This is a genomic window from Halobacillus massiliensis (genome assembly GCF_900166625.1).
Taxonomy (GTDB): Bacteria; Bacillota; Bacilli; order Bacillales; family Halobacillaceae; genus Halobacillus_A; species Halobacillus_A massiliensis.
This window is the reverse complement of the sequence record NZ_LT800499.1, coordinates 4,012,824-4,039,545: the sequence shown is the minus strand read 5'-3', so window position 1 is coordinate 4,039,545 and position 26,722 is coordinate 4,012,824. Positions and strand designations below refer to the sequence as shown.

The window sequence follows — 26,722 nt, the reverse complement described above, 5'->3', positions numbered from 1 at the left end:
TCTATTCTCACTATACGAACGCCTTTTGTATTAGTAAAATAGAACTTTATAATGACAACGATTAATAATTTTAATAATGGGGTGCGACAATGGATATTGAATCTTTGCAGACCTATATAAAAGTCATTGAGCTGAAAAGCTTTACAAAAGCTTCCAGGCACTTAAACATGTCCCAGCCGTCCGTAAGCTTTCACATTAGAAATTTAGAAGAATACTTCCAAACAACGTTAATCGACCGGTCGCCTAAGCGGTTTCAGCCGACACAGACAGGGGAGATTGTATATGAACGGGCAAGACAGATGCTGGGTATTCTTCAGAAAGCGAGAGTAGAAGTCCAGGAGTACCATAATCAGATAAGAGGAACGATTAGAATTGGCGCCAGTTATACGGTAGGAGAATATATCCTTCCTTACTTACTAAAAGCTTTTGATGAAACTTACCCATCTGTAGACTTAAATGTTACGATCAAAAATACGGAACAGATCAACCGTGGGATTTTACACCATGAGTTAGATATAGGATTAGTAGAAGGCAAAGTGGATAAAAAAGAGTTATCCTCGTTTCCTTTTAAAGAAGATGAAATGGTAATTGTGGTGCCAGAATTTCACCCGCTACGGGATAAAGGAGAGATCACCTTTGATGACTTGCAGAGCCACACATGGGTCAGCAGGGAGGAGGGATCTGGCACGAGAGCGGTAATGGAGTCAATACTTGCAAATTACAACATCAGCCCAGGGAAAATCATAACGATCGGAAGCAATCATGGGGTGATTGAAGGGGTCAAACAAGGCTTAGGCCTTTCGGTTATCTCTCGTACGGTGGTAGAGCAGTCCCACGTGGAATCTCTTATCCTGCCCATTCCTTTTATTAAAACGGCATCGCGCTTTTTTTCATGCGTTTTCCCAGTGAATGAAAGAGAAATTTCCAAAAATGTTTCAGTTTTTATACAGCTGCTTGAAAATTTTACAAAGGAATTGTAGAAAAACTATGGAAATGTGCTATTAATTGAATATAGGTAAAGAATTTGGGGTAAGGTTAGGTAGAGAAAAAAGTGAAACCTTTTAAACAGCCAGCCGTATAAAAGTTAGATCTTGATTTCTAATCAATTCTAAAATACATGAGGTGAAACTATGAAAAGCCTGGACCAGATCGTCGATTACTTAAAGACACTGGGCATTGAGGTCGAGAAAGTTTATAAAACACCAAAAGAAGAAACAAGATAGCCCTACTTATCATACAATTTAGGAGAAGGTATGCTGCCGGCAGCATACCTTCTCCTTACGCAGATTTATGGGATGTAATTTTAATAAACTGGGGATGTCTTGATTGCAATAGTGACCAGACAAAGCCGAGTAATACAGGAATGAGAAGAGTGAGAAAGACACGGTCTGCCCCGTAGTTTCTAGCAATAAGTCCAAAGACAGGGCCTGTAATAACAACAGAACTTTGATTACATAGCATGCGGAGACTTGCCATACGTCCTTGAAGCTCTTTAGGTGTAGCTATTTGCTGGACAGATTGGAGAAGGGCTCTAACAAATGAAGTTCCTAAACCTACAAGAAGAATCCCTGCAAAAGCAGCGGTTAAACTTTTTGTGAGACTCATAATAAGCAGCCCTGCAGCCATTGCCGCGAGAGAGTATACCGCTAGATGATTTTCCATCCGTTTCCACCACCATGCGCCAAGCAGCCCTGCAGCAATTCCGCCGATTGAAAAAGTCATATCTAATGCCCCATAAATCACGGAGGACCGCTGTAAGAACTCGCTCGTATAGACGGATAAAAAACCTAAAGTAGTATGGAATGTAAGCTGACCGATCATAAGCATGACAAATAGACCGTAAAGCATTCGATTTGTACTCAAAAATGAAAAGCCCTCCCCCATTTCTTTAAAGAATGAGCCTGACTGCTTTTTCTGCCGGCTTATCGGTGAATAATCCAACAGTACGACAGATAGGAAAGCCACTGAATATAATAAAATGACAAGAGTTAAAGACAGTGGCATGGCAGCAAAGGTAGAAAATAACCCTCCGAGCATCGCCCCTGCGAGACTTCCCGAAATTGTGGCTGAGCCGGAAAGTGAAAAGATTTTCGGCAGCTCTTTTTCATCAAACACTTCAGCCACTAATGCCTGCAGAGATGGGCGGAATAATGAGCCGCACGTCTGTAGGAGCATGTGAGTCAAAATCACCCACCAGGCAGTAACCCAGCTGAATTTAAATGAAAGCAGCAGCAGTGCTAATATGGCTGTACTTACTGCTCCAGAGATACTGGCCAGTCGTTTTCGATTGTAGCGGTCGACAAGTACACCGAAGATCAAATTAGAAAAAAGTCCTGGTACGAATCCAAAGCTTACAAACAACCCGGTGTATATAGCATCCTCTGTCCACTGATATAAAAACCAGGTAACGAGCACAAAATACATCGCTCTCCCGCACTCGTATAAGAAATAACCGCTCATAAGCTTAAACGTATTTATACGGTTCATTTGCTGCACCTCACTTACTTGTTCTTCTAGATTCATCATACGTTAAGAAGTGAGATAAAAATAATATTAAATTATAATATTAAGTGATAAGAAAAAGTTATCAGGGAGGGATAAATGTTGAGGGTAGAAGACTATGAGTTAATCATTTTGCTCTACCGCTGCAAGACCATACGGGCAGCTGCAAAGAAAGCTCTAATCTCTCAGCCTGCGATCACACAACGTCTTAAATATATAGAAGAGCACCTGAATACGGCCATCTTTATAAGAACACCTAAGCAGCTTGTGCTAACACCTGAAGGAGAAGCGGTGCTAGAGCATGCTCTGGAGCTGATTTCTAAAGAAGAACAGCTTACACAGAAGCTGGCTGAACTCAAAGATAAAGTTGCTGGAACCCTTTCTCTTGGTGTATCTTCACTTGTAAGCCAGCATATCCTTCCTTCAATATTAAGGACTTATGCCGAGAGGTTCCCTGATGTAAAAGTTGATCTTGTTTCTGCTGTAAGTGCTGAAATTAAGAACAGGGCTGCTGATTTTCATGTGATAATCGTTCGGGGAGAGCCTTTAAAAGGAATGGAATGTCTGTCTTTATTTAAGGATCCCTTATATATTTTTGATACCGAAGAGATAAACGGCACTAAAGAACGGCCGTTTATCGAATTTAAAGCAGACAATGAATACCAGCAGTTAATAGAAAACTGGCTGTTTCATTCTTCAAAACTAAACATACGCCGTACAATGAAGGTAGACCATTTTGAAGTGGCGAAGAAACTAATGGCAGAGGGCCTGGGCATGACGGTTCTTCCTTGGAGTCTCATGTGTAAGGATAAAAATCTCAAAAACCTCTTTTATGCTCCGGTATGTGTAGATGGCTCCTCTGTTCAGAGAGTGGCCTGGGCATGTGTGAAGCCAGAGCAAAAGATTTTATCTCAGGTAGAAGCCTTCTTCCAGATATTAAAAGAAAATTCTGCCACCCAAGATATGAAGGTAATAGAATAGGACTGGAAGTTTTTTCTCATTCATTTTATTATAAAAACAATAATTTTTTTAGAAGGGATATTTTCTATGGAATATAAGACGGTGGAGTATTTAAATGAAATTCAGCAAAATGAATTTATTAAGGCAGCAATTGACCGTGTAGGTGCAGGAGTAGTTATTTCTGATCCCGAGCAGCCTGATAATCCAATTATCTATATTAATAAAGGATTTGAGGAGTTAACGGGATACGAAGCAGATGAAGTGATTGGCTTGAACTGTCGGTTTTTGCAAGGAAAAAATACGGATGAAAAAGATGTGCAGACGATTCGTGAGCATTTAAACAACCTGGAACCGGTTGAGCTGGAACTATTGAATTATAAGAAAGATGGTACTCCTTTTTGGAATGACCTGCAAATTTTCCCTGTATATATAGAGCCGATGGAACAAACATATTTCGTAGGAGTCCAAAAAGATATTTCGAAGAGAAAAGACGCTGAGTTTCTGGTAGGCCACTACACTACAGAAGTAAAACGGCTTTCTACGCCGATTGTTCCTGTTGAAGATAATGTTTCCGTGCTTCCTTTAATCGGCACTGTTGATGAAGAACGTGTTCAACAGATGCTTGATTTCGTCGGCCATCATGTGCAGGAATCAAAAGAGGATTATATCATTTTAGATTTATCAGCTGTACATACATTTAATGAAGATATTCACGTAGGGATTTATCGTCTGGGGCAATTGCTCACTTTAATGGGGACAAAGCTTCTGGTTACAGGGGTGAAGCCCAATTTCGCCATGCAAAGTACACCGTATGTTAATTTCAATGAACTTGATTTAAAAGCCTATACCACAGTTAACCAGGCATTAAAGGATATTCGGTAAAAGAAGAAACAGACTGCCAAGAAAAGGGCGGTCTTCTTTTTTTTAGATTTCGTTTGGAGAAAAACGGCTGGGAAATAACTCGTTTTCACGGGGAGCCGGTGACCTAGCTTGTTACACTCGCAGATCTCATCCTGGCTCTATCTCCCTGCAGGAGTCCTGCAATCTCCGTGGCTCTTTATGAATAGAGAAAGAGCTGTTCCGTTTATCATGTGTGTAGAAAAGCGGCTGGGAAATCACTCGCTTTCCGCGGGGAGCCGGTGAGCTAGCTCGTTGCACTCGCGGATCTCACCCTGGCTCTATCTCCCTGCAGGAGTCTCGCCATTTCTCTTTCTTTCTTCTTTTTCGGAGAAAGGAAAAAGACGGTTCCGTTTGCTGTAGAAGAGTAACGAGGCTGGGAAATAGCTCGCTTTCCGCGGGGAGCCGGTGAGCTAGCTCGCTCCACTCGCGGATCTCACCCTGGCTCTTCTCCCTGCAGGAGTCTCGCCATTTCCCAGCCTCCTTACCTTTGTTGGGATAAACAGAACACTACAGTTTCAGTAAGCTCTCTTAAGGAAATAGTCTCTTCTTACCCAATGTTCCGTTACTCTTAATAAACGCAAAGGGCCAGGGGAAACGGCGAGACTCCTATGGGAGAAAAGAACAGGGTGAGATCCCGGAAGGCTTTGCCTGAGGAAGCTCACCGTTCGCCCATGGAAAGCGAGTCTTTCCCCAGGCCCAGTTTTCTATTAAAGTAAACGAAACTCTCTTCCCCCTTTAAGTGAAAATAAACTGAAGGAACACCGAATAAGGGTGAGTCCCCAGTAGGATTTTACCTGAACAAACTCACCGTTCGCCCATGGAAAGCGAGTCATTTCCCGCGGCCGGTTCTCTACATTAAGCAAACGGAACAGGATTCTTCTTTTCTTGAACCCAGTCCAGAATTACCCCGAACAGATCATAACTTGATTTTCATCAGGATCATATAGAGTGAAAAAGGCAAAGTCGTCAAACTCAGTAAGATCAGAAGCAAATGATAAGCCCTTTTCTATTGCAGCTTTCCAGGATTTATCGATATCATGAGTATGTAGGTTAAACAAAGGATAGGGCAGCGGATGGAACTCTTTTCGAGGTGCATCATCAGGTCCTGCATCAATTGTAAGACTCGTTGTTTCGCTTAGAGGAAAAGTATACACAGGCTTCATGATGTCTTCTTCTTTTACAGATTGACCTAACAAGTCGGAATACCACCTAACGGAAATTTTTAAATCACGTACATGCACAAACACAGTGTTTATCTGTTTCACAGCAATTGACTTCAAAGATTCCACAACCTTTTTAGTTTTTCTCAGCCGTGGCTGATTTTATTTAAAGTGTTCGTGAAACCTTTTTGAATTCCTTCTTACATTTGTTATTTTTTAAGGGAATAGGGAATGGACTGGGTATAATATAAGTCTAAATAAAGATTAAGGAAGTGAGCTGGCGTGAGTGACATGATTCAAGCATGGGTAAGAAACGAGAGGCAGGAACGTTTGTACCGGAAAGCCTCGGTCATTGCAGAGGAAGCTCGTTCTCATGCTGTTGAAAGTGATCGTAATGCTGAATTTTCATATAAAACCTTACAAGTAATGAAAGAGGAGAAATATCCATCGCTATCCTTGCCTGTTCAGCACGGGGGAGAGAGCTTATCGTTATATGAATTTTTATTGCTTCAAGAGAAGATTGCGGAAGGAGACGGGGCTGCCGCTTTATCCATTGGCTGGCACTTAGGAATTATGATGGAGCTGAGTCAGGAGCGTTTGTGGAGTAAAGATAACTTCTTGAAGCTGGCAAAAGAAGTCGCTGAAAATCAGGCGGTGGTCAACAGGGCAGCTTCAGAGGCGGCAACGGGAAGTCCAACAAGAGGAGGCATCCCGGAAACGAAGGCTGTGAAAAAAGATGATGGATATATTGTTTCAGGCCGAAAAACTTTTACATCCATGGCAGAGTCTCTAGATTACTATATCGTTTCTGCTTTTGTCGAAGATATTAATGAGGTCGGCTGGTTTCTCATCGACCGTCATCAGCCGGGAGTAAAAGTGGAAAAAACATGGGACACACTCGGGATGCGCGGCACGGCTAGTGATGATTTAGTTTTGGAAGACGTAGAAGTGAATGAGGAAGATTTAGTGGAAGTGAAAGGGAAAGGTAAGCCTATACCTAAGGGATGGCTCCTTCATATTCCAGCATGCTACTTAGGAATTGCCACAGCAGCCCGAAATCTGGCTATTCAGTTTGCGAAGGAATTTCAACCGAATAGTTTGGATACTCCGATTTCTGAAGTTGGTCATATTCAGGACAAAATTGGTGAAATGGAGTGGAAGCTTCTCCAGGCTCACAGTTTTCTATATACAACGGCTCGTAAGTGGGACGAAGAGCCGGAAATGAGAGGGAAAATGGGAGCAGAATTAGCATCAGTTAAATTGGCGGTTACAAATACAGCAAATGATGTCGTCGATTTAGCCATGCGGATCGCGGGCGGCCGGGGGCTGTCCCGAAAATATCCATTTGAAAAGCTGTATCGCGATGTAAGAGCTGGCCTCCATAATCCTCCAATGGATGATGCTGTACTAAGAATGCTTGCCGGGAACGCCCTTGATGAAAACTTTTAGACCATAAAAAGAGCCGAATCCACCAGGGATCCGGCTCTTTTATTATGATTCGGCTAATAAATCTGCAAAAGCTTTTGCATAGGGAGGCAGGTCTGGTGGACGGCGGGCAGAGATAAGATGACCGTCCTGCACGACAGGCTTATCCAGCCATTCAGCTCCTGCATTTATCATATCGTCTTTAATGCCGGGAGTGCTTGTTACTTGGCGGCCTTCTAAAATTCCTGCAGAGATAAGAACCCAGCCCGCATGGCAGATTTGGCCGATCGGCTTCTTATGCTCATCCATATGGCGAACCATATTTAGTACACTTTCATAGCGGCGAAGCTTATCTGGAGACCAGCCGCCAGGGACAAGAATTCCATCATAGTTTTCGGGTCTAATATCATCAAATCCGTAGTCCGATGTCGCTGGAACGCCGTATTTTCCCGGATACTCCGTGCCTGCTTTTTCACCGACGAGGTGAATTGTCGCCCCTTCCTCCTGCAGACGTAGAAGAGGATACCATAGCTCCAGATCCTCGAAGTCTTTACTTACAAGAGCAATGACTTTCTTGTTTTGTAATCGCATCGAAAAAGCCTCCTTTATTGTTATCTAAGATTAGTCTAACAAAGCGACGGCCTTCACGATACTATTTTGAAACAACAAGCACCCACCAGATCAGCAAAGGCTGTAGCAGGGGACGGATCCAGAGAACGACCAGGCTTGTATCTGTATCCCAAGGGGCCGGTATTCCCATAATAGCAGCGTAAATATTTGCAGGCAGTACACCGATTAAGAAGACAGCGGTAGCTATGCCTGCCACCCTTCTCGTCTGGGGGAAAACAAGAAGCAGTGACAGCATCCATTCTGTAATCGCTGACATATATACTATTTCAAGACGCATTGGAATAAACGGCGGGATCATAGCTGCGAACCCGTCATCGTAGATGAAATGAGTGACCCCCGCTAAGAAAAGTGTCACTGCGAATACATATAAAGCTAATGTTTTAATATAACTCATAGAGAGAACTCCTTTAAAAAAATTGAAACTTTTAATAGAGTAAGCCGTATATAGGCTGTTAGAAAAATTTCACAAAGAGAGATGATGCCAGCACTAACTAATATGTATAATAAACAAGTGTAGCACATTTTTTGACTAAAATTGAAACAATTGTAAGGGGTAGAATACAATGAAAAATCGTTTTCTTATTATGACAGCTGTTGTATTAGTAATGCTTGCTGCATTAGTTCCGCAGGCGGTTATGGCTTCTACAGGAGATCAAGGCATTAATGAGAAACTTGGCCTTCCAATCGTTGTTTATGGAGATGCTCTGTCTGAAACTCAAAAAGCCGAAGTGGCTGAACTGCTTGAAGTAGATCAGCATGACCAAGTTGATGAGTTTACCGTCACAGGCCAGGATATTGCAAATTATATTGGCGGTAACCCGAATTCCAATATGTACTCTTCTGTGAAAATCATTCACAAAGACGAAGAAAATCTTAATATTGAAATTGTAACACCTGATAATATTACAGAAGTGACAAAAGAAATGTATGCAAATGCTTTACTTACCGCAGGAGTAGAGAATGCTGATGTTCTCGTTGCCTCTTCCGTTAAAGTAAGCGGGCACTCTGCTCTTACGGGAATTTATAAAGCCTATGATTCCAAAGGCGTGAAGCTTGATGAAGAACGAATGAAGGTGGCCAATGAAGAGCTTGATGTTGCCACTTCCATTGCAAAGGACAGCGAAGCCAGTGAGGATGAAGTTAGCCAGCTGCTGACTGAAATCAAGAAGGAAATTGCCGAACAGAACCCTGTAACAAGGGAAGAAGTAGAGCAGATTGTCGATGAAAAGCTCAATCAGCTAAATATTGAACTAAGTGAAGAAGACCGCCAGCGGTTAACCGATCTCTTCAATAAGATGCGCGATTTAAATATTAACTTTGATCAAGTCCGTAATCAACTGGATGATATTACGGGTCAAATAACCGATATCATTAATGATGAAGGATTTTGGAATAAAGTATCAAATGCCATCAAGTCCTTCTTTGAAGCATTAGCAGATTTCTTCCGTTCTATAATTAATTAATTTTTTTACATCCCTCGTGTTTGGCGAGGGATGTTTTTTTGAGTTTTTCAGTGTTTTCCTTGTCAATCGTTCTATTAACCACCAGAGTGACCCAGCTTAGGGTGCCGCCAATCACAACCCTACGATTTGTTTTCTAATTGACTTATATGAGATATGTAAGCATCGGCGGCTTTTTTGTACCTTCCTGTTTTATATAAATGGTCTCCGAGTTTTAAGTAGAGCGTTTCGAGAGGCTCTTTGTCAGCGTTTTGTTCAAAGAAGTCTATGCATGTCTCTATACTTTTTCGATAGGCTTTATGGTCGTTTGTTTTATTATAGAATTCCAGAAAAGCTTCCAGTAAATAATGATCGTCAAGAGCCTGGGTTACTTCTTCCTTTGCAGTGCTGTACAGTTTATTGGCTTCATCAAGAAGCTCAAGCTCTAAGTAAGTTTTGCAGAGAGAATGGTAAGTAATCTGCTTTTGGGCCACAAGCCCTTCCTGTACTTTAAGCTCCAAAGCCTTTTCCAAGTAATCGCGCGCCGCAGCCTGATTACCTGTCTTTCGCATAATGAGTCCTTTATTATGATAAACCTGTGTGAGCATTCTTTTGTTACCTAACTTAGCCAACCGGCATTCTGCTTCGGATAAAGCTTCGAGCGCCTGCTTGAACTTTTCCTGATTTAAATAGAGAACCCCGATCAGGTTATAAACCATGGAAACTTCACTTTCCTGATTTAATGTTTGATAATAATTGATTGCTTTCTGGCTGGATTTTTCCGCCTGTATGTAGTCTTTTACTGCACTGGAAAGCACAGCAATATTGTAGGTAATGGCAGCCTTTACTGACAGAGAATACCCCTCTAAGCAAAATTGACTATAATGGCTGAGACTCTCTTCAAAATTTGAGCTTTGATAGAAGCGGATTCCCTGGCAGTAATGAAAAGCGTTATGTACGTAGACAGGAGCATCTGTTAAATGTTGCCCCTCTACATAAGGTTTGACAAATGAATCATAGGTGTAGTGGGCTTTTGGGTACTGTTTGCTTTTACAGTAATAAGCGCATTTTAAGAGGAGGTAGTATATTTCCTGGCTTACGTTTGATAAGTAATTAAAATAATTATCCTCTAAAGTTTCAATTAGTGGACCTGCTTTGCTTAAATCTGTGATGATAAACTGTTCCAGCTGTGTGAGCACATGCTGGACTTCGATATCTTCCGTTTCATAGTCTTCAAAGAAATCCATAGGAAGCTTAAGAGCACTAGATATAGCTGAAAGTGTTGCAGATCCCGGTCTGCGGTAGCCATTCTCAATCTTGCTTAAGTGGGCAGGCGAAACAGATGCCCCTGCTATATCGTTTAACTTTAAGTTATTTTTCTTTCGGTAAATGTTAATTCTGCGTCCGATATCCAACGATCATCACCCCATATTTCCATCATACAAAATTTGTCGGATTAATGTTAGGTCTAAAGTAACAAAATAGGCAGGATATAGTAAAATTATCTAGGAAATTCTGCTAAAAACCTTCACTTTTCATAAAACTTGCTAAATTTCTGATGAAGAATAGGTCGAATACAAGATTTGAATTTTGTGGGGATATTGTACGATGTAAGAAAACGTAAAATAATGGAGAAAAATGATATGGAGTGGGCGATGTGATGGACAGTAAGCGGGATGAAGGATTGTGTGAAATCATGGAAAAGTATTACGCTTCCTTGCTGCGTACAGCTTTTCAATATGTGAATAATAAGACTACAGCTGAAGATATGGTACAGGATGCTCTGCTGAAAGCCTATGATAAATTTCACATGTTTCAAGAAGGACAGAACTTAAAAGCCTGGGTCTTTACGATTATGGTTAACCACTGTAAAGATTACTTGCGGAGATATGAAAGCCGCAAAGTCACACCTTGGGAAGGGCAGTGGCTGCAAAATACTGAAGCCAATACTTTAGACCCTCTAGAAATTATGCTTGAAAAAGAAGAGTACTCCCACATTCATCGAGCTGTAGGCCATTTGCGTCCAGACTATCATGTGTGTGTCCATCTCTATTATTTCAATAATTTGTCAGTTAAGCAAATCTCCAGAGTTCTTCACACGAATGAAAACACCTTGAAAACAAGAATGAAGAGAGCGAGAGATCAATTAGGAGGAGAACTAAGTCTCTCTGTTGCTGCTAAATAAAGAAAACAGGCCCCGGAAGGCCTGTTTTTTTCTTTATTGATTTAAGAGAATTTCAGCATCTTCAACGATCTGCTCATAAGGGACATCTTTATCCCCATTATAATACTTCATAATTTGCTGATCCTGGCTGACGAGGAAAAAGGAAGAGCCATGTGTAACCTGATCGGCTCCTTCAGGCTTACTAGTAACGGAACGAAAGCTTTCCTGTCCATACTGTTCAATCTCATTTTGCTCATAGCCTGTGACGAACGTCCAGTTATCTAAATCAGCTCCATGGGCTTCTGCAAATTCGTTAAGTTTTTCAGGAGTATCTACTTCGGGATCGACAGAAAAAGAAACAAATTCTACATCTATATCCTGCTCTTTAAATTCTTTCTGCAGCTGAGACATGTTTCGTGTCATTGGGGGACACACGGTATTGCAGGAGGTAAAAATAAAGTCTGCTATCCAAACTTTACCTTCCATGTCTTCTACAGCAAAATCCTCATTGGACTGTGTCGTTCCTTCTATATTTCCGATTTCCCATTCAAGTGGTTCTTCTAACTCTTTTTGCCCGCACGAAGCAAGAAAAAGGAATGAAGTAATAACAAGTATAAGCTTTAAGGCATTATGTAAAGACATAAGCTGCTCCTTCCAAAAATATTAGGTGAATTCCTTTATAGTTTACGATTGAGGGATTCAAAGTGTCAATTTTAGAAAGCGGATTCCTTGGCTTTTTTCCGCATGTCAGAATTAATTGAGGGGACACTATATACCTGAAGAGAAAGTAGGGATATATAATGCCATTTTATACAAAAAAGAACGGGCAGCGGATATTTTATGAAGACATTGGTGCGGGAGAGATCCTGCTGTTCGTTCATCCGCCTGGAATGGGACGAAAGGTTTTCCTAAATCAACACCAGTTATCCTCTGAATTTCGGTTAATTATACCTGATCTCTGCGGGCATGGTGATTCAGATACGGATAAGGATGCACCATCTATTAGAGATTATGCTGAGGAGATCCGAGAACTGCTGGAAGAACTTAAAATCAACGAAGTTATATTGTTTGGATATTCAGCTGGCGGTTCGATTGCTCAGGAATTTGCTTTGTCCTTTCAGGATAAAGTCAAAGCACTTATACTATCAGGAGCTTTTCCTAAAGTTGCTGTTAAAATGTTGGAAATAGAATTTAAAGCAGGTATGTGGTGGGTGAAAAACTCTCCCGATACACTGGCGAAATTATTAAGTTTTTCTCATTTTAAAAGTGCTGAGATCAGACGTGAACTGGAGGACCATATGGCGAAGACAGATCCTTTAATATGGTACCAATTTTATAAAGCATCTCTACACTATGATTGCACAGATCGTCTGCCTTCACTTGAAGTGCCGCAGCTTCTTTTATATGGGAACCGGTCGAAATGGATCAATCATCACTTAAAGTATTATCAGGTGTGCGGGGCTCCCTCGCTTGTAATGATCGACGGTGCATATCATCAGATCCCGGCGAGTCATGGGCCAGTAGTTAATCAGGCGGTCAGGGATTTTTACCAAAGAACCTTTTAAAAAGTGAGCAGGACTTTCGAAAAGGCTCCTTTTACTTAGAGAACCGGGCCGGGGGAAGGACTCGCTTTCCATGGCGAACGGTGAGATTCCTCGGGCTTTGCCCTCCGGAATCTCACCCTGTTCTATCCTCCCATAGGAGTCTCGCCGTTTCCCCCGGCCCTCTATGGTTTTTAGAAATAACGGAACATTGAGTTTGAGAAGACTAATTTCATTAGAATACTAACCAACAGTATTCCGTTTCCACTGCTAAAGTTAAAGAGGCTGGGAAATGGCGAGACTCTTGAAGGGAGATAGAGCTAAGGTGAGATCCGCGAGTGCAACGAGCTAGCTCACCAGCTCCCCGTGGAAAGCGAGTCATTTCCCAGCCTCGTTCCTCCTTATAAAGTAAATGGAACCGACTTTCCCCTCCTCAAAAATGTGAATAAGAAAGATAGTGAAAATTGCTAGAATCCTACAGGAGATAGAGCCATGGTGAGATCTTCGAGTGCAACGAGCTAGCTCATCGGCTCCCCGCGGAAAGCGAGCTATTTCCCAGCCTCGTTCCTCTCTATAAAGTAAACGGAACCGTCTTTGCCTTCCTCAAATGTGTATATAAGATAGTGAAAACTGCTAGTCTCTTTCAAGATTCTCTTTATTAAAAGGCAAACGGAACCTGTTTCTTTAAAACTACAGGTTCCGTTTGCTTTATTGCTTTTATTTTTCATCTTCGTCTTTATCAGAGTAGTGATCGATAAGGGCTTCTCCTTCTTTAGGTAAGGAACTGTCCTCCTCATGCTCTTCATGCTCTGTAGTGAAGGCTTTATTAAATTTGGAAGGATGTGAAAATAGATCGGCAGCCTCATTTGAAGTTTGTTCTTTTTGATGTTTTTTATCTTTCTTCATACTAATCCTCCTAAGATCTTCTTTTTTTATAGTTTTCCTCCTTAGTATCTTTTTAAACAAAGAAAAAATGATAGAATGTTACTAATAAGCTTTTACTGTAAAAAGAAAGGGTGGACTTATGGGAGAAAAATTAAAGATTTTTAGTGACTGGATGACTCCTGCGGGTGAAAAGGATCGAGATGAAGTCCACCGGGACGGTGACTGGCATGAAAGCTTTCACTGCTGGTTTTACAGGCATGATGCAGATAAAACCTTCATCTATTTTCAAAAACGATCGGAATCGAAGAAGGATTTTCCATGTCTGTATGATATAACAGCGGCTGGTCACATTGAGTACACAGAAAGCCGGATACAAGGCGGGCTTCGTGAGATCAAGGAAGAATTGGGACTGAATCTTATGGAGGAAGATATTGCCTACCACGGATTTTATAAAGAAGAGCTCAAGTTAAAAGCTTTAAATGACAGGGAAATCTGCCATATCTATCTCTATGCATATGATGAAGCGAGTCTTTTAACAATGAACGAAGAAGTTACGGATGTCGTAAGAATAAACCTGGAAGAGTTCTTAAGCATGATTTCTAAAAATGGAAGGTCAGTCATGGCTGAGTCGTTATTTAGTGATAATTCTCTTTTTATAGATGCGGAAGAATTCTGTCCTCATGATTTTAATTATTACCAGCATATCGTCCAGGCTGTAATGAGTACGCGGTAAATTATTTGACAGTAGAGTTTTGTCGTATTATATTTTCTTGAAAACATATAAGGGGAGACAGCAATGACTAAATCTTTTCACACCGAAGTCGTACATAATCATATTGATCAGGAAAAAGCTTTAAATAGTAAATCGACACCTATCTACCAAACATCGGCGTTTGCCTTTCGTGATTTAGACCATCTGGAAAGCTACTATGCTGGTCAAACACCTTATTCTTATTCGAGAGAAAATAACCCGAATACAGATGAACTGGGCCGTTCGGTCGCTGCACTGGAAGGGGCGCCGGCAGGAGTGGCATCTTCTTCTGGAATTTCAGCGATTATGGCTGGAATTCTCTCTGTTGCAGAATCAGGTGATCATATTGTAACAGCTGAAGACTTGTATGGAGGCACCCACCAGCTGATTACTAAAGAGCTTGCCAGCTTTGGAATTGAGTATACAATGGTTTCTTTTGCAGATGAACAGGCAGTCAAGGATGCCATTCAGCCGAATACAAAGCTTTTATACTCCGAATCAGTCTCCAATCCTTTTCTGCGTGTGGAAAATATTGAAGTGCTCGTGGAGATGGGCCGGGAGCATGGAATTCGAACGATGATTGATAATACATTTGCCACCCCTTATCTATTACAACCCTACAAACAGGGTGTTGACCTCGTCGTCCATAGTGCCACTAAATATATAGGCGGCCATAGTGATGTGACTTCGGGGGTAGTCGTGGGTCATGAAGATCTTATCGCTAAAGCTAAAAGAAAAGTTATTGGACTTGGCACTAATTTAAGTCCATTTGAAGCGTGGCTGACACAGCGAGGGTCAAAAACATTGGCATTAAGAATGAAGCAGCAGTCAGAAAATGCTGAGCTAGTCGCTCGTGCGCTGAGTGAAGACAGCGGTATTGAACGAGTTTTTTATCCAGAAAAGGTGTCTGAACGCGGGAAAGGTGCCATCGTAACGATTGAGCTTAATCATAATGCTGATGTGGAAGCATTTTTCAAATCACTCGGCTGGATCAAATTGGCTCCTACATTGGCTGGTGTCGAAACCACTGTTTCATATCCAATCCGAACCTCCCACCGGTCACTTACCGAGGAGGAGCGTAAAAACATCGGGATTAATGATTATGTAATCCGCCTTTCCATCGGAATAGAGGAAGCAGAGGATATTATCGCTCAGTTCAGGGAAGCTATTCAGCACTCTATTTAATAAAAATTCAAAAAATTATTGACTTTAAAACAAGAAATCCTTATAATTCATTAACATAGCCAAATTAAATATTTAATTACTCTTATCAAGAGCGGCAGAGGGACTAGGCCCTGTGAAGCCCGGCAACCTTCAAACTTCGGTTTGAAAAGGTGCCAAATCCTACAGATCATTGATCTGAGAGATAAGAGGAGGAACTTTGTTAATGACAACCCCTCTTCTTATCGAAGAGGGGTTTTTTGCGTCTTTTATATTTGAAATGCGACTATAACTAAGGAGGATTTTACTATGACCAATTCTTTTGAAAGCTATGATTTAGATACGATTTCACTACACGGTGGCCAATCACCTGATCCGACAACAGGATCAAGAGCAGTACCTATTTATCAGACAACATCCTACGTTTTTCATGATACGGACCATGCACAAAGCTTGTTTGCTCTTGGTGAACCGGGAAATATCTATTCCCGTATTGGTAATCCCACTGTAGATGTATTTGAAAAAAGAATGGCACTGCTTGAGAATGGTGTAGCTTCTGTGGCGACTGCTTCAGGTATGTCAGCTATTTCATTATCCATCTTAAACCTGGCAGGTGCCGGAGATGAGATTGTGGCGGCAGCTAATCTGTATGGCGGCACTTATAATTTATTTGCCAATACTTTGCCTCGATATGGCATTAAAGTTGTTTTTGTAGATCCGGAAGATCCTGAAAACTTCCGTAAAGCCATCAACGATAAAACAAAAGCTGTTTTTGCAGAGACGATTGGAAATCCAAGCCTGCATGTGCTTGATTTTGAAAAGGTAGCGGCCGTTGCTCATGATAATGACATTCCTTTGATCGTTGATAACACATTTGCTACTCCATACTCCTGCAAACCCATTGAGTGGGGCGCGGACATTGTCGTTCATTCAGCAACGAAATGGATTGGCGGCCATGGCACAACAATCGGCGGCGTAGTCGTTGATGGAGGACGTTTTGACTGGAGTAACGGCAAATTCCCTGTTTTTACGGAACCAGATGAAAGCTATAACGGTATCCGCTACGCGGCAGACTTTGGCACATTAGCTTTTATTACGAAGCTTCGTGTCCAGCTGCTTAGAGACCTTGGAGCCTGCTTAAGTCCACAGAATGCATTTCAGCTGCTGCAAGGATTAGAAACTCTACCGCTGAGAGTGGAACGACATACAGATAATGCGTTGGAAATCGCTGAATATTTAAAAGCACATCCCGATGTAGAATGGGTATCCTACCCAGGATTGAAAGAACATCCCGCTCACGACCTCGCGAAAAAATACTTAGAGGTGGGTTACGGATCAATTGTGAACTTCGGAATTAAAGGGGGACGCGAAGCCGGCCGCCAGGTGATCAACAATATCGCTTTATGGTCCCACGTGGCCAATGTCGGTGACGCTAAGTCTCTTATTATTCACCCGGCCTCTACGACTCACCAGCAGCTTTCTGTAGAGGACTTGTCGGCAAGCGGTGTAACGGAAGAGTTAATCCGCTTATCTGTAGGTTTAGAATCAGCTAAAGACTTAATCAATGACTTAAATCGTGCGATTGGAAAAGCAACAGGACACGAAGCAGGTGAAACGATTACTGAAAATGATGAAGGTGTCATCAAATGGGCGCTTAACTCTCCGAATGTAAAAGAAACGGTAGATGGAGAAGAGGTTACCAGACCGAAGAGGCTCGCTGTTGTGGGGCTGAGCGGTAAGCCTTCCCGTCCAAGTCATCGTCTAGCACGAAAAATGCAGCGTATGGGTTACCATATTGTACCAGTCAATCCTCGGGAAGATGAGGTTCTTGGTGAAAAAGCTTATCCGGACTTAAGCTCCATTCCTTTTAAAATTGAAGTAGCCCAAATCTTCCGAAGTCCGGAAGCTGCTGTAGAAATTGCCCGGGAAGCGGCAGAAGTAAAACCCGATGTCTTCTGGCTGCAAGAAGGTGTTATTGCACCAGAAGCAGCAAAAATCGCAAGTGATGCCGGCCTGCAGGTGATTCACAATCGCTGTACGTATAAAGAAGCTCAGCGTTTAAGAGGTACGATAGAAACTTACGCATGTGAGATATAAAATGAGGCAGGTACTGAAAAAATAAATGAGGACAGTAAGGTTTAATGGCTTTGAAAATCACTATTTATCTGGAGATATGATGCAGCGCGCTGCCATTGCATGTTCCTTGCTGATCCGGCCGGAAGTTCTGTAGCCTGGCCGAATGAGTCGCAATCACCGCGGATATTCCATATCCGCGTGAATGCGGCTGCTCTTATTTAGCTGTTTGTAACAGCTAGACATTAAGAAAGGGTGAGGAGGATCGTGAAACATGGTACAAAAAGTTTTGCCGCCAAGAAGTGGAACTTATAATGTCGGGATTGAATGGATGGAAGGCGAACCATTCAGCTGGGAACGCGTCTATCCAATGTTTACCTGGTTTGAAACTGGAAAGGTGAACATGGCCCATGAATGTGTGGACCGGCATGTTGAAGATGGAAAAGGAAATAAAATAGCGCTCCATTATTTTTCAGAGGAAGAAGAAATCACTTATACTTATAGCGAGCTTCAGGAAGAAGTCAACCGCTGGAGCAGCGTCCTGCGCAGTCATGGAGTGGTAAAAGGCGACTTTGTATTTGTTTTTCTGCCAAAGCATCCTTACTGCCATATTGCCATGCTGGCAGCTATTAAAATCGGTGCCGTAGTCGGTCCGTTATTTGAACCCTTTAAGGAAGAAGCAATAAAAGATCGAATCAATGACTGCGACGCCAAATATCTAATAACTAATGCACAATTCCTCAACCGCGTGAAACGCGATGAAATTCCAAGTTTGCAGACCATCTTTACGACGGATAAAGAGAGTAAAGGCGCAGACATTTCTATGACGGCAGAAGCACAAGAAGCTCCTCGTCATGCGGAGACAGAATGGGTCGATCTCGAAGATGGTTTAAGCATTCATTATAAGAGTGGATTTACAGGGAAACCGAAAGGAATTATTCATGCTCATCGCAATATGATCCAACAATACCAGACCGGACGCTGGGTACTCGATTTAAAAGAGGATGATGTGTATTGGTGCACTGCCCATCCGGGTGGGGCGGCAGGTACAGTTTATGGAGTATTTGCTCCTTTGCTTAATGGTGTCACAACCGTTATTCATGGATGTAGATTTTCGGCCGATGCCTGGTATCAGATTCTTCATAAGGCAAAAGTTAATGTATGGTATAGTGCGCCTGCAGGTTTTCGGATGTTGATGGCTCAAGGAAACCGCACGGTTAAGAAGTATGATTTCACTTCATTAAGGCATATATCAAGTGTTGGTGAACCACTTAATCCGGAAGTGATTTACTGGGGAGAGAGTGTTCTCAACCTGCGCATTCACGACACATGGTGGATGACGGAAACAGGGGCACAACTAATTGCAAACATTCCGACAAGGATGATTAAGCCTGGTTCGATGGGGCGTCCTATTCCTGGTATTGAAGTTGCTGTTCTGGACGATGAAGGGGAAGAACTCTCTCCTTATGAAACTGGCTACCTTGCGATTAAACCTTCCTGGCCTTCTATTATGAAAGAAATATGGAAAAATAAAAAGTACTATAACACGTACTTTACTTACGGGAAGGATTGGTATATAGCTGGAGACTTGGCTTATATGGATGATGATGGCTATGTGTTTTTTCAGTGCCGCAGTGATGATATGATCAATTCTTCCGGTGAGCGCATTGGCCCGTTTGAAGCTGAAAGCAAATTAATCGAACATAAAGCAGTAAAAGAAGCAGGAGTTATCGGCAAGCCTGATCGGGTACACGGTGAAATCGTTAAGGCGTTTATCACACTAAATTCCGGGTTTGAAAAAAGTGAAGAGTTACTTGAAGACATTCGGCTTTTCGTAAGACAAGGACTTGCAGCTCGTGAGGCGCCAAAAGAAATTGAAGTTATCGATGAACTCCCAAAAACGGAGATCAGCGGAAAAGTGCTTAGAAGAGAATTGAAGAAAAGAGATATTGAAAAAGCAGGCTGATCACCAGCCTGTTTTTTTTTATTTTAAAGAAAGCTTTTTCATACGAAGTTTTCAATGACACGCGAGAGCCGGTGAGCTAGCTCGTTGCACTCGCTGATCTCACCCTGGCTCTATCTCCTGTAGGATTCTAGCAATTTTCCCTATCTTATTCACATATTTGAGGAGGGGAAAGACGGTTCCGTTTACTTTATAAGGAGGAACGAGGCTGGGAAATAGCTCGCTTTCCGCGGGGAGCCGGTGAGCTAGCTCGTTACACTCGCGGATTTCACCATGGCTCTATCTCCTGTAGGAGTCTCGCCATTTCCCAGCCTCTATACTGTTGGTAGTATAAACGGAACGCTGTAGTTTCAGTAATCTCTCTTGAGGAAATAATCTTTTCTAACCTCAGTGTTCCGTTACTTCTAATAAGCGCAAAGGGCGGGGGAAACGGCGAGACCCTATGGGAGAAAAGAACAAGGTGAGATCCCGGAGGGCTAAAAGCCCGAGGAAGCTCACCGTTCGCCTATGGAAAGCGAGTCTTTCCCCAGACCCGGTTTTCTAATACAAAGTAAACGGAACTCTCTTCCCGTTTAAGTGAGAATCAAATAAACCTCCTGGAGCCCATTGAACAGGAGATGATCTTTGAAATTTGGGCATTTCCTCCTAAGATTTGAAGAAAAGAGAATTTCTTCAGAGGGAATTCATTCGTTTGTTTTCCTATGTGTGGCAAATGTCAGTTTTGGGTATACCTTTATTAGATGTAAATTGTAAAGAGGTGAGCAACGTGGAATACTCTGTAACACTGCAAAAAATATTAATCTTTCTAGGGATAGGACTCACAATCGGAGCGGTTATCGGCTTTAGCTCTGTTCTAGGCTTTGGCCTTGATGGAACAGCATTTCTAGTCTCTGTGTTTCTCAGTATTATAGTCGTATTTGCATCCGCTATGTATGCAGAGCTTTACCATATTCGTGAGGCCATTAACAAACAGCGGCAGGAACAAAAAAGGTTTAGATAGTTTATCGCAGCACGTATGAAACAATTAACACAAGGATATACAGAAATATAATGAAAGCCATCGTGAAATAACTTAAGGGAGACAGCCTTCTGAAAATCACAAAAAAAGTTGCGATGATTACACTCGGGATAAAAAACCAATAGATTAATTCCATATACAAAAGGCAGCTCCTTTCCTATTTTTATCTTAAAGACAGGCCTCAGGTTTTACAAGTTTTATAATGTGCAAGGTCTGGTTATCGATGGCGATTAGAAGGGTATATGTTGTTAAGCAGCTTAGAAGAGAAAAGAGCAAGAGACGAGCGGTGCTCTCAGGCTCTTTTCTCTATTCTCAAGGAACTGTTTTGATAAAAGTGGAGGTGTTTCGATGAATAAAAAAGCTATAGTAATTGGCGGAGGATTAGGCGGAATGTCTACAGCTATCCGTTTAAGCGGAGATGGCTATGATGTAAAGCTTCTGGAGAAGAACAGTAACTTAGGCGGTAAACTGAATCGTAGAGAAGGAAAAGGATTTACGTTTGATACAGGTCCTTCTATTTTAACGATGCCTTGGGTTTTAGAACAGCTGTTTGAGAGTGTCCATCGCCGTTTGGATGACTACATACAAGTTGAGAGGGTTGAACCTCAGTGGCGTACCTTTTATGAAGATGGGACCCAGCTCGATGTCACGAGTGATCTGCCGACGATGCTGGAAGAGATGGCCAAGGTTACAGACCGTCCGAATCGCAGCTTAACGGATTTCCTTTCATACTCCCAGGATATGTATGAACTTTGTATGAAGAGTTTTTATAAATACAGTATTGCAGATCTTAAGGATTTGAAGAAGCATCATTCCCTAAGCGAATTGTTGAAGATGGATCCTATGAGCACGGTCGCTAAAGCTACACATAAGCAGTTTGACAATAAGTATTTGGAACAGCTGTTTAACTATTTCGTTATGTATGTAGGATCAAATCCCTATTCAGCGCCTGCAATTTTAAATCAGCTTGTTTATGTCCAGCTTGGACTTGGAATTCATTATGTAAAAGGCGGCATGTACCAGATTGCGGAAGGTATGAAAAAGCTGATGGAGGAGCTAAGAGTGGATATCCACTTAAATACCCCAGTGGAACAGTTAGTGGTAGAAGGTGAAAAGGTAGTTGGAGTACAAACGGAAGACGGAAATGTCCACACAGCCGATGTTGTCGTCTCCAACCTTGAAGCTATTCCTGCTTATCGACAGTTAGCTCCACAAGATTCAAAGGTTAAAAAAGAAAGAAAATCGCTTGAGAAGGAATTTACACCGACTGTATCCGGACTCGTACTTCTGCTCGGTGTCAATAAACAGTTTAAGAACCTGAAGCATCATAATTTCTTTTTCTCAAATGATCCGGAAAAAGAATTTAAAGAGATTTTTGAAAAAGGAGTTCCGGCGGATGATCCCACGGTATATATCGGCATTTCATCGCGCTCCGACAGTTCACAGGCTCCGGCAGGGAAAGATAACTTATTTGTCTTAACACATGTTCCTCCATTAAAGAATGGAAAACGCCGCAAGTCCTTTAATTGGGATCATTATCGGGAAGTAGTTATTGATAAGCTTGAAAGAATGGGAATGGAAGGCTTGAGGGATTCTATTGAATTCGAATATCGCTTTACTCCCGAAGACCTGGAGCAGCTTTACGGACCAAATGGCGGATCTATTTATGGCATTGCTTCTGATAAGAAAGCGAACGGCGGCTTCAAGGTCCCGGCTAAGAGTCAGGTCTATGAAAATTTATATTTTGCAGGCGGTTCCACTCATCCTGGAGGCGGTGTTCCAATGGTCACCCTCTCCGGCCAGTTAACAGCAGATCTGATTAAAGAACATTCGAACAAGGAAGTGAAAGTATAAGGGCCGGCTCTCAAGCTGGCCTTCTTTCCTGTCTTTAAGGCTAAAGGATTAAGGAGTTTTTGAATGAACCTATGGTTAGCAGCGTCTTTATTTATTCTTTCAGGGGTGGGAGCCTTTTTTGCAGCTTCTCGTCTTGCTTATTTTGGAGATGCCGTAAAAGAAAAAACAAAAGCTACGTCAGCATTTATTGGAATGCTGATAGGTATAGCTATTTCACTGCCTGAATTGACATCAAGTGCTACTTCTATTGTTATCGGCGCGCCAGACTTAGCGGTAGGTAATTTACTAGGGAGTAACCTGTTTAATATACTAGCTCTGGCAATATTTGACTTCGTTTACCGGAAGCATCAGATAATGACTCACGCCACCGTTGAAAGTAAGCTCTACGGATGGTTAGTTATTCTGCTGACCCTTATTATCATGGTGGGACTTATTTTTTCAATACCTGCCCATTTATTCAATATTGGTTATACATCCATAGGCGTTATTCTCGTTTATGCCGTTGCAGCGAAATGGATAAATGAACATACGGAATATAAAGGAAGGAAGATTAAGAGAAAGCCTAAGAGATTTAAGGAATATACCTATAAGCAGGCGATTGGGTATTTTATTACGGCCGCTGTCTTAATTATGATTATGGGCAGTATTTTAACGATAGCTGCTGAGGATATTGCGACTACTACAGGATTAGGATCCTCGTTTGTCGGTGCTTTCTTAGTGGCCATAAGTACTTCCCTGCCTGATGCGGTCAGCGTGGGAACAGCTTTGAAAATGAGAAATTATAATCTGGCTATCAGCTCTTTGTTGGGCAGTAATGCGTTTAATCTAATTATTTTAGCGATCACAGATATATTTTTTATTAACGGAAGACTTCTTGAGCAGGCGGCTCCCTCGAACTTAATTACATCGTCAGTTTCGATTCTGTTTGTATTAATAGTGATTTACAGTTTGAGCAAGCGCCGATTACAGCCTTCGTGGAGTTATATGCTGCCCTCTCTGCTAATTGTTGGTTTATACTTTGTCACAACTTATTTCGTCTTTGCGATGAGATAAGCTGTGTGAACAATAATAGATAAGGGCATAAACAACGAAAAAGGAGGCGGGAATATGGAATTGCCGGCAGGTTTATTGGAAAAGGCAGAAGAAAATATGAAAGGCCTGGATGTAGAAGGTTTCGTCCTTGGGGAAGGGAATCCTGAGGCAGATATCATGCTTGTTGGGGAAGCACCGGGAGAAAAAGAAGCCGTTGAAGGAACACCTTTTATAGGACGAGCTGGAGATGAGCTTGATAAACAGCTCGATTATTTAGGGTTGAAAAGAGAAGATATTTATATAACAAGTGCGGTTAGGAGCCGTCCATATAAGTGGGTGGATACGAAGGCAAAGAAGCATAAAAACGGCCGGCGAAAAGCAAACCGAAAGCCTAACCAAAAGGAAATAAAAGCCCATGCTCCTATCCTTGATTATCAAATTAAAAAAGTGGATCCTAAAGTTATTATTGCTTTAGGAGGAGTGGCCTTAGAAAGGCTGGCAGGCAAGGAGTATAAAATTAGTCAGAGGCTTGGAGAAGTGATTAAAACACCTGTTTTGACTCTGGAAAATGATGAATTTAAGCCGACAAAAAAAGAATATGCCGTTTTCCCGCTGTACCACCCTGCGGCCATATTCTACAATCCGTCCATTAGGGATGATATTTATACTTCGCTCGATCGCCTGAAGGATTATCTAAATAAGAAAAATATATAAAGAAAGCTGTAATAACCGGGTGCCGAGTTATTACAGCTTTTTTATTGAGCGAGAGGAAGCGATTCTTCTCTTTCAAAAATAAAGTACCCTTTTTGGTTTATACGGCTTGCGCCCGTTCCAACATAACGCCAGCTTTTTATGGCGACAGCTTCCTGCTCCTCTTCCCCTTTAACGGCATAGATTTTTTCCTGCTGGGGCAGGGAGCTTTGTCGTTGATTGCTCGACTCTTGAGGGACGGCTGTCCCGATTGACTTATCCAGCAGCTGGGGCTGGACCTGCCTTTCGGTTTGAACGTACAGGGAATCTTTATGAATCACATAAGTTTTACGGACAATTGGAGAAGCCTCATCTTTATTTCCGCTTAACAGCTCGATGCTTTCTTGTTCTTCTGCGGTTACCATCTGCTGTTCTTTTAACTCAATGTTTGCTGATCGCTGGGAGGCGAGTGTAGCCTCCTGGGTCTCCGTATTAGATGGATAACTGTAAAATTGAAAGGCAATGACTGCAGCTGCTGCCACAGTTGAAAGAGGAAGAGTTTTCTTCCAATGGGTCGTTCGATAATTCCTGACAGGACGATTTTTCACATGATGAATTATTTTATGCGTTTCATGTTCTCCCATGGGAACCTTCTTATATTTCACGTCGTGATTCATCTTTTTTAAACGATGATCCATCAGTTCATTCACCAGTAGACCCCCCTTCGGAAACTAGCTGGTCTTGCAGCATCTGTCTGGCCCTGCGCAGTCTAGTCTTAACGGTATTCGGACTCACACTTAATAATTGAGCCATATCTTTTACTTCAAACTCTTCAAAATAAAAAAGAATAACAACTTCCCGATATTTATCTTCAAGCATCAAAATATACTCAAGAAGTTCTTCATCTTCACTTTTATGGATAGCATATTGTTCCGGTGTTTCATTTTGAGAGGGAAGTTGCTGAAAAGCTTCCAGGCCCTTTTTAAAAACTCTGCGTATATAAGAACTTTTAAGATGATCCTTACATAGATTGATCGTTATTTTATAAAGCCAGGTTTTCTCACTGGACTGTTTTTTGAAAGTATCATATTTTTCGTAAGCTTTAATGAAAGCATCCTGTGTAATGTCTTCTGCAAGTGCGTGATCTTTTACATAAGAAAATGCCAGCCATTTTAAATCATGACTGTAGGTTTTGATCCAGTGCTCCACTTTTATTTCAAGGGGCTGATCCTTGTCTTTAGTAGGCTGCTGCTTTCCAGATAATTTGTCCCACCTCATAGAATTAGACGACACTCCTCCCGGCGAGGTTTTTACGCCAATTCTAGGATAACACATGAAAATTCTTATGATATTAAGGTGTTGTAACAATTAGTAAGAAGGTGGAAAAGGAACGGTAATTAACCCTTTTTCGGATATAATATCGTGCAGGACAGTTACCAGCTGCTCAAGTTCCGAATAAGAAGTTGTACGGCCGAAGCTTACACGGAATAAACCGTGAGCTTCATCTTGGGTTAACCCCATAGCCAACAGTCCTTTTGGTGGAAAAGAATGACCAGACTTACAGGCACTGCCTGCCGAAATAGCTATCCCTCTCTTGTTACACTCCAGCATCATCCATTGCCCCTCTATGCCTTTTAAATGAAAAGCCAAATGATGGGCCATGCGATGTTTGCGATCCCCAATAAAAGTCAGGGAAGCCATATTTAATTGTGAAAGGACCCAATCCTGCATTTCCTTCCATTCTAAATTTAATAAGGAAGAATCCTCGTGCATTTCCATAGCCGCTGTTACAAAAGCTGCTGCTCCAGGTACATCTACTGTGCCTGGGCGAAATCCATTCTGATGAACCGTTCCATTGTAGACGCTTTTTCGAAGAACTTCAGGGTTAATATAGCATCCCCCCATATTCTTAGGTCCGTTAATTTTATGAGCGGAAAAGGAAAGTGAAGCTAAATGTAATTCATTGACGTCAATCGGCAGCTTGGCAAAGGTTTGGACTGCATCACTATGAAAAAGAATACCTTTTCGATTTAATATTCGTCCAATTTCAGCAAGCGGCTGTATGACTCCTGTCTCGCTGCTTGCGTGACAAATCGTGACAAGAATGGTATCAGAGCGAATGCAATTATGAAGGGAGGAAAGAGAGATCTGTCCATTAGGCTCTGCTTCAATTTCTTCTATCTCGTACCCTTCATCAGCAAGCTTTTGCAGGGCGTAATATACGGACGGATGTTCAAATGGCGAGGTTATAATGTGTCTTCCTCGCTGTGTATTTCCGTAAACCAGACTTAATATGGAATATAAATTACTCTCAGTTCCTCCACTTGTAAAAAATATGCCTTCTGGGTCTCCGTGTAGTATGTCGGCAAGGTTTTTCTGGCAGTGCCACATTAATTGGCGGGCACCATACCCTTGCTCATGAAGGCTCTGTTCATTACCGAAATAAGTGCGTGCTGCAGCAGTATAAGCTTGAATGGCCGACTCACTCATGGGAGTAGTTGCACAATGGTCCAGATAAATCATGGTCATCTAATTTCTCCTTATATCTTCAATTATTTTTTGTTCAATTATTCA

The 26,722-nt window shown here is 41.9% G+C and carries 25 protein-coding genes and 1 riboswitch; of the genes, 15 read left to right on the top strand and 10 right to left on the bottom strand.

Translation table 11 applies throughout. The features are described 5' to 3' along the window. Positions 1-89 precede the first annotated feature (89 nt). Positions 90-980 carry a LysR family transcriptional regulator gene (locus tag B7E06_RS20025; RefSeq protein ID WP_082235641.1) on the top strand — a complete coding sequence of 297 codons (891 nt, stop codon included), beginning with the start codon at positions 90-92 and terminating at the stop codon, positions 978-980. 298 nt (positions 981-1,278) lie between these two features. Here the strand turns inward: B7E06_RS20025 and B7E06_RS20020 are convergent, their stop codons facing one another. Further along, entirely contained in the window at positions 1,279-2,487 is a 1,209-nt protein-coding gene (locus tag B7E06_RS20020) for an MFS transporter (protein WP_082235640.1), read from the bottom strand. Positions 2,488-2,601: 114 nt separating this feature from the next. Here B7E06_RS20020 and B7E06_RS20015 point away from each other — a divergent pair, with 114 nt between their 5' ends. Further along, complete coding sequence (locus B7E06_RS20015) at positions 2,602-3,483, top strand: LysR family transcriptional regulator (protein ID WP_082235639.1); 882 nt, start codon at positions 2,602-2,604, stop codon at positions 3,481-3,483. 66 nt (positions 3,484-3,549) lie between these two features. Then, positions 3,550-4,344, top strand: coding sequence for a YtvA family blue-light photoreceptor (gene ytvA, locus B7E06_RS20010; protein ID WP_082235638.1), 795 nt, complete (start codon positions 3,550-3,552; stop codon positions 4,342-4,344). Positions 4,345-5,264: 920 nt separating this feature from the next. Here ytvA and B7E06_RS20000 read toward each other — a convergent pair. After that, entirely contained in the window at positions 5,265-5,642 is a 378-nt protein-coding gene (locus B7E06_RS20000; protein WP_179134105.1) for a VOC family protein, read from the bottom strand. Positions 5,643-5,813: 171 nt separating this feature from the next. Between B7E06_RS20000 and B7E06_RS19995 the strand changes: the two genes are divergently transcribed. Beyond that, on the top strand, positions 5,814-6,971 hold the full coding sequence (locus tag B7E06_RS19995) for an acyl-CoA dehydrogenase family protein (RefSeq protein WP_082236082.1): 1,158 nt from the start codon (positions 5,814-5,816) through the stop codon (positions 6,969-6,971). 42 nt (positions 6,972-7,013) lie between these two features. On the opposite strand, the gene B7E06_RS19990 is transcribed toward B7E06_RS19995, so the two are convergent. Beyond that, positions 7,014-7,538, bottom strand: a complete 525-nt coding sequence (locus B7E06_RS19990) for a type 1 glutamine amidotransferase domain-containing protein (protein ID WP_082235635.1) — start codon at positions 7,536-7,538, stop codon at positions 7,014-7,016. Between the two features lie 61 nt (positions 7,539-7,599). Then, positions 7,600-7,971 carry a DoxX family protein gene (locus B7E06_RS19985; protein WP_082235634.1) on the bottom strand — a complete coding sequence of 124 codons (372 nt, stop codon included), beginning with the start codon at positions 7,969-7,971 and terminating at the stop codon, positions 7,600-7,602. 169 nt (positions 7,972-8,140) lie between these two features. Here B7E06_RS19985 and B7E06_RS19980 point away from each other — a divergent pair, with 169 nt between their 5' ends. Continuing rightward, a complete protein-coding gene (locus B7E06_RS19980) occupies positions 8,141-9,040 on the top strand; it encodes a DUF1002 domain-containing protein (protein WP_082235633.1) in 900 nt (299 codons plus the stop codon). 119 nt (positions 9,041-9,159) lie between these two features. On the opposite strand, the gene B7E06_RS19975 is transcribed toward B7E06_RS19980, so the two are convergent. Continuing rightward, complete coding sequence (locus B7E06_RS19975) at positions 9,160-10,431, bottom strand: helix-turn-helix domain-containing protein (RefSeq protein ID WP_082235632.1); 1,272 nt, start codon at positions 10,429-10,431, stop codon at positions 9,160-9,162. Between the two features lie 245 nt (positions 10,432-10,676). Between B7E06_RS19975 and B7E06_RS19970 the strand changes: the two genes are divergently transcribed. Further along, the gene (locus B7E06_RS19970) at positions 10,677-11,201 is read left to right on the top strand and encodes a sigma-70 family RNA polymerase sigma factor (RefSeq protein WP_082235631.1); all 525 of its coding nucleotides are present in this window, start codon (positions 10,677-10,679) and stop codon (positions 11,199-11,201) included. Between the two features lie 33 nt (positions 11,202-11,234). Here the strand turns inward: B7E06_RS19970 and B7E06_RS19965 are convergent, their stop codons facing one another. After that, positions 11,235-11,822, bottom strand: a complete 588-nt coding sequence (locus B7E06_RS19965; RefSeq protein ID WP_082235630.1) for an SCO family protein — start codon at positions 11,820-11,822, stop codon at positions 11,235-11,237. Positions 11,823-11,980: 158 nt separating this feature from the next. On the opposite strand from B7E06_RS19965, the gene B7E06_RS19960 reads away from it, so the two are divergent. Further along, positions 11,981-12,745: an alpha/beta fold hydrolase gene (locus B7E06_RS19960; RefSeq protein ID WP_082235629.1), complete on the top strand. Its 765-nt coding sequence runs from the start codon at positions 11,981-11,983 to the stop codon at positions 12,743-12,745. A 693-nt stretch (positions 12,746-13,438) separates the two neighbouring features. On the opposite strand, the gene B7E06_RS19955 is transcribed toward B7E06_RS19960, so the two are convergent. Next, positions 13,439-13,627, bottom strand: a complete 189-nt coding sequence (locus B7E06_RS19955; RefSeq protein ID WP_082235628.1) for a hypothetical protein — start codon at positions 13,625-13,627, stop codon at positions 13,439-13,441. Between the two features lie 118 nt (positions 13,628-13,745). On the opposite strand from B7E06_RS19955, the gene B7E06_RS19950 reads away from it, so the two are divergent. The 8 genes from B7E06_RS19950 to B7E06_RS19915 all read left to right on the top strand — a co-directional run bounded on the left by B7E06_RS19950 (position 13,746) and on the right by B7E06_RS19915 (position 24,172). Further along, positions 13,746-14,339: an NUDIX hydrolase gene (locus tag B7E06_RS19950; RefSeq protein ID WP_082235627.1), complete on the top strand. Its 594-nt coding sequence runs from the start codon at positions 13,746-13,748 to the stop codon at positions 14,337-14,339. Positions 14,340-14,402: 63 nt separating this feature from the next. Continuing rightward, a complete protein-coding gene (locus B7E06_RS19945) occupies positions 14,403-15,542 on the top strand; it encodes a trans-sulfuration enzyme family protein (RefSeq protein ID WP_082235626.1) in 1,140 nt (379 codons plus the stop codon). A gap of 79 nt (positions 15,543-15,621) precedes the next feature. After that, a riboswitch (SAM riboswitch) is annotated at positions 15,622-15,730 on the top strand. 97 nt (positions 15,731-15,827) lie between these two features. Beyond that, positions 15,828-17,615 (top strand): PLP-dependent aspartate aminotransferase family protein, encoded by a 1,788-nt coding sequence (locus B7E06_RS19940; protein ID WP_082235625.1) that lies wholly within the window; start codon positions 15,828-15,830, stop codon positions 17,613-17,615. A gap of 250 nt (positions 17,616-17,865) precedes the next feature. Next, complete coding sequence (gene acsA, locus B7E06_RS19935) at positions 17,866-19,557, top strand: acetate--CoA ligase (protein ID WP_082235624.1); 1,692 nt, start codon at positions 17,866-17,868, stop codon at positions 19,555-19,557. 763 nt (positions 19,558-20,320) lie between these two features. Next, positions 20,321-20,554: a hypothetical protein gene (locus tag B7E06_RS19930; RefSeq protein ID WP_082236081.1), complete on the top strand. Its 234-nt coding sequence runs from the start codon at positions 20,321-20,323 to the stop codon at positions 20,552-20,554. Between the two features lie 366 nt (positions 20,555-20,920). Further along, positions 20,921-22,426: a phytoene desaturase family protein gene (locus B7E06_RS19925; RefSeq protein ID WP_082235623.1), complete on the top strand. Its 1,506-nt coding sequence runs from the start codon at positions 20,921-20,923 to the stop codon at positions 22,424-22,426. Positions 22,427-22,489: 63 nt separating this feature from the next. Next, complete coding sequence (locus B7E06_RS19920; protein WP_082235622.1) at positions 22,490-23,479, top strand: sodium:calcium antiporter; 990 nt, start codon at positions 22,490-22,492, stop codon at positions 23,477-23,479. A 54-nt stretch (positions 23,480-23,533) separates the two neighbouring features. Beyond that, the gene (locus B7E06_RS19915) at positions 23,534-24,172 is read left to right on the top strand and encodes a uracil-DNA glycosylase (RefSeq protein ID WP_082235621.1); all 639 of its coding nucleotides are present in this window, start codon (positions 23,534-23,536) and stop codon (positions 24,170-24,172) included. Positions 24,173-24,213: 41 nt separating this feature from the next. Here B7E06_RS19915 and B7E06_RS19910 read toward each other — a convergent pair whose 3' ends face one another. The 3 genes from B7E06_RS19910 to B7E06_RS19900 form a co-directional block, all read right to left on the bottom strand. Next, complete coding sequence (locus tag B7E06_RS19910; RefSeq protein ID WP_082235620.1) at positions 24,214-24,858, bottom strand: hypothetical protein; 645 nt, start codon at positions 24,856-24,858, stop codon at positions 24,214-24,216. After that, positions 24,851-25,426 (bottom strand): sigma-70 family RNA polymerase sigma factor, encoded by a 576-nt coding sequence (locus B7E06_RS19905; RefSeq protein WP_179134104.1) that lies wholly within the window; start codon positions 25,424-25,426, stop codon positions 24,851-24,853. Before B7E06_RS19905 ends, B7E06_RS19910 begins: the two co-directional genes overlap by 8 nt. Positions 25,427-25,516: 90 nt before the next feature. Beyond that, positions 25,517-26,677 (bottom strand): IscS subfamily cysteine desulfurase, encoded by a 1,161-nt coding sequence (locus tag B7E06_RS19900; protein ID WP_082236080.1) that lies wholly within the window; start codon positions 26,675-26,677, stop codon positions 25,517-25,519. Between the last annotated feature and the right edge of the window lie 45 nt (positions 26,678-26,722).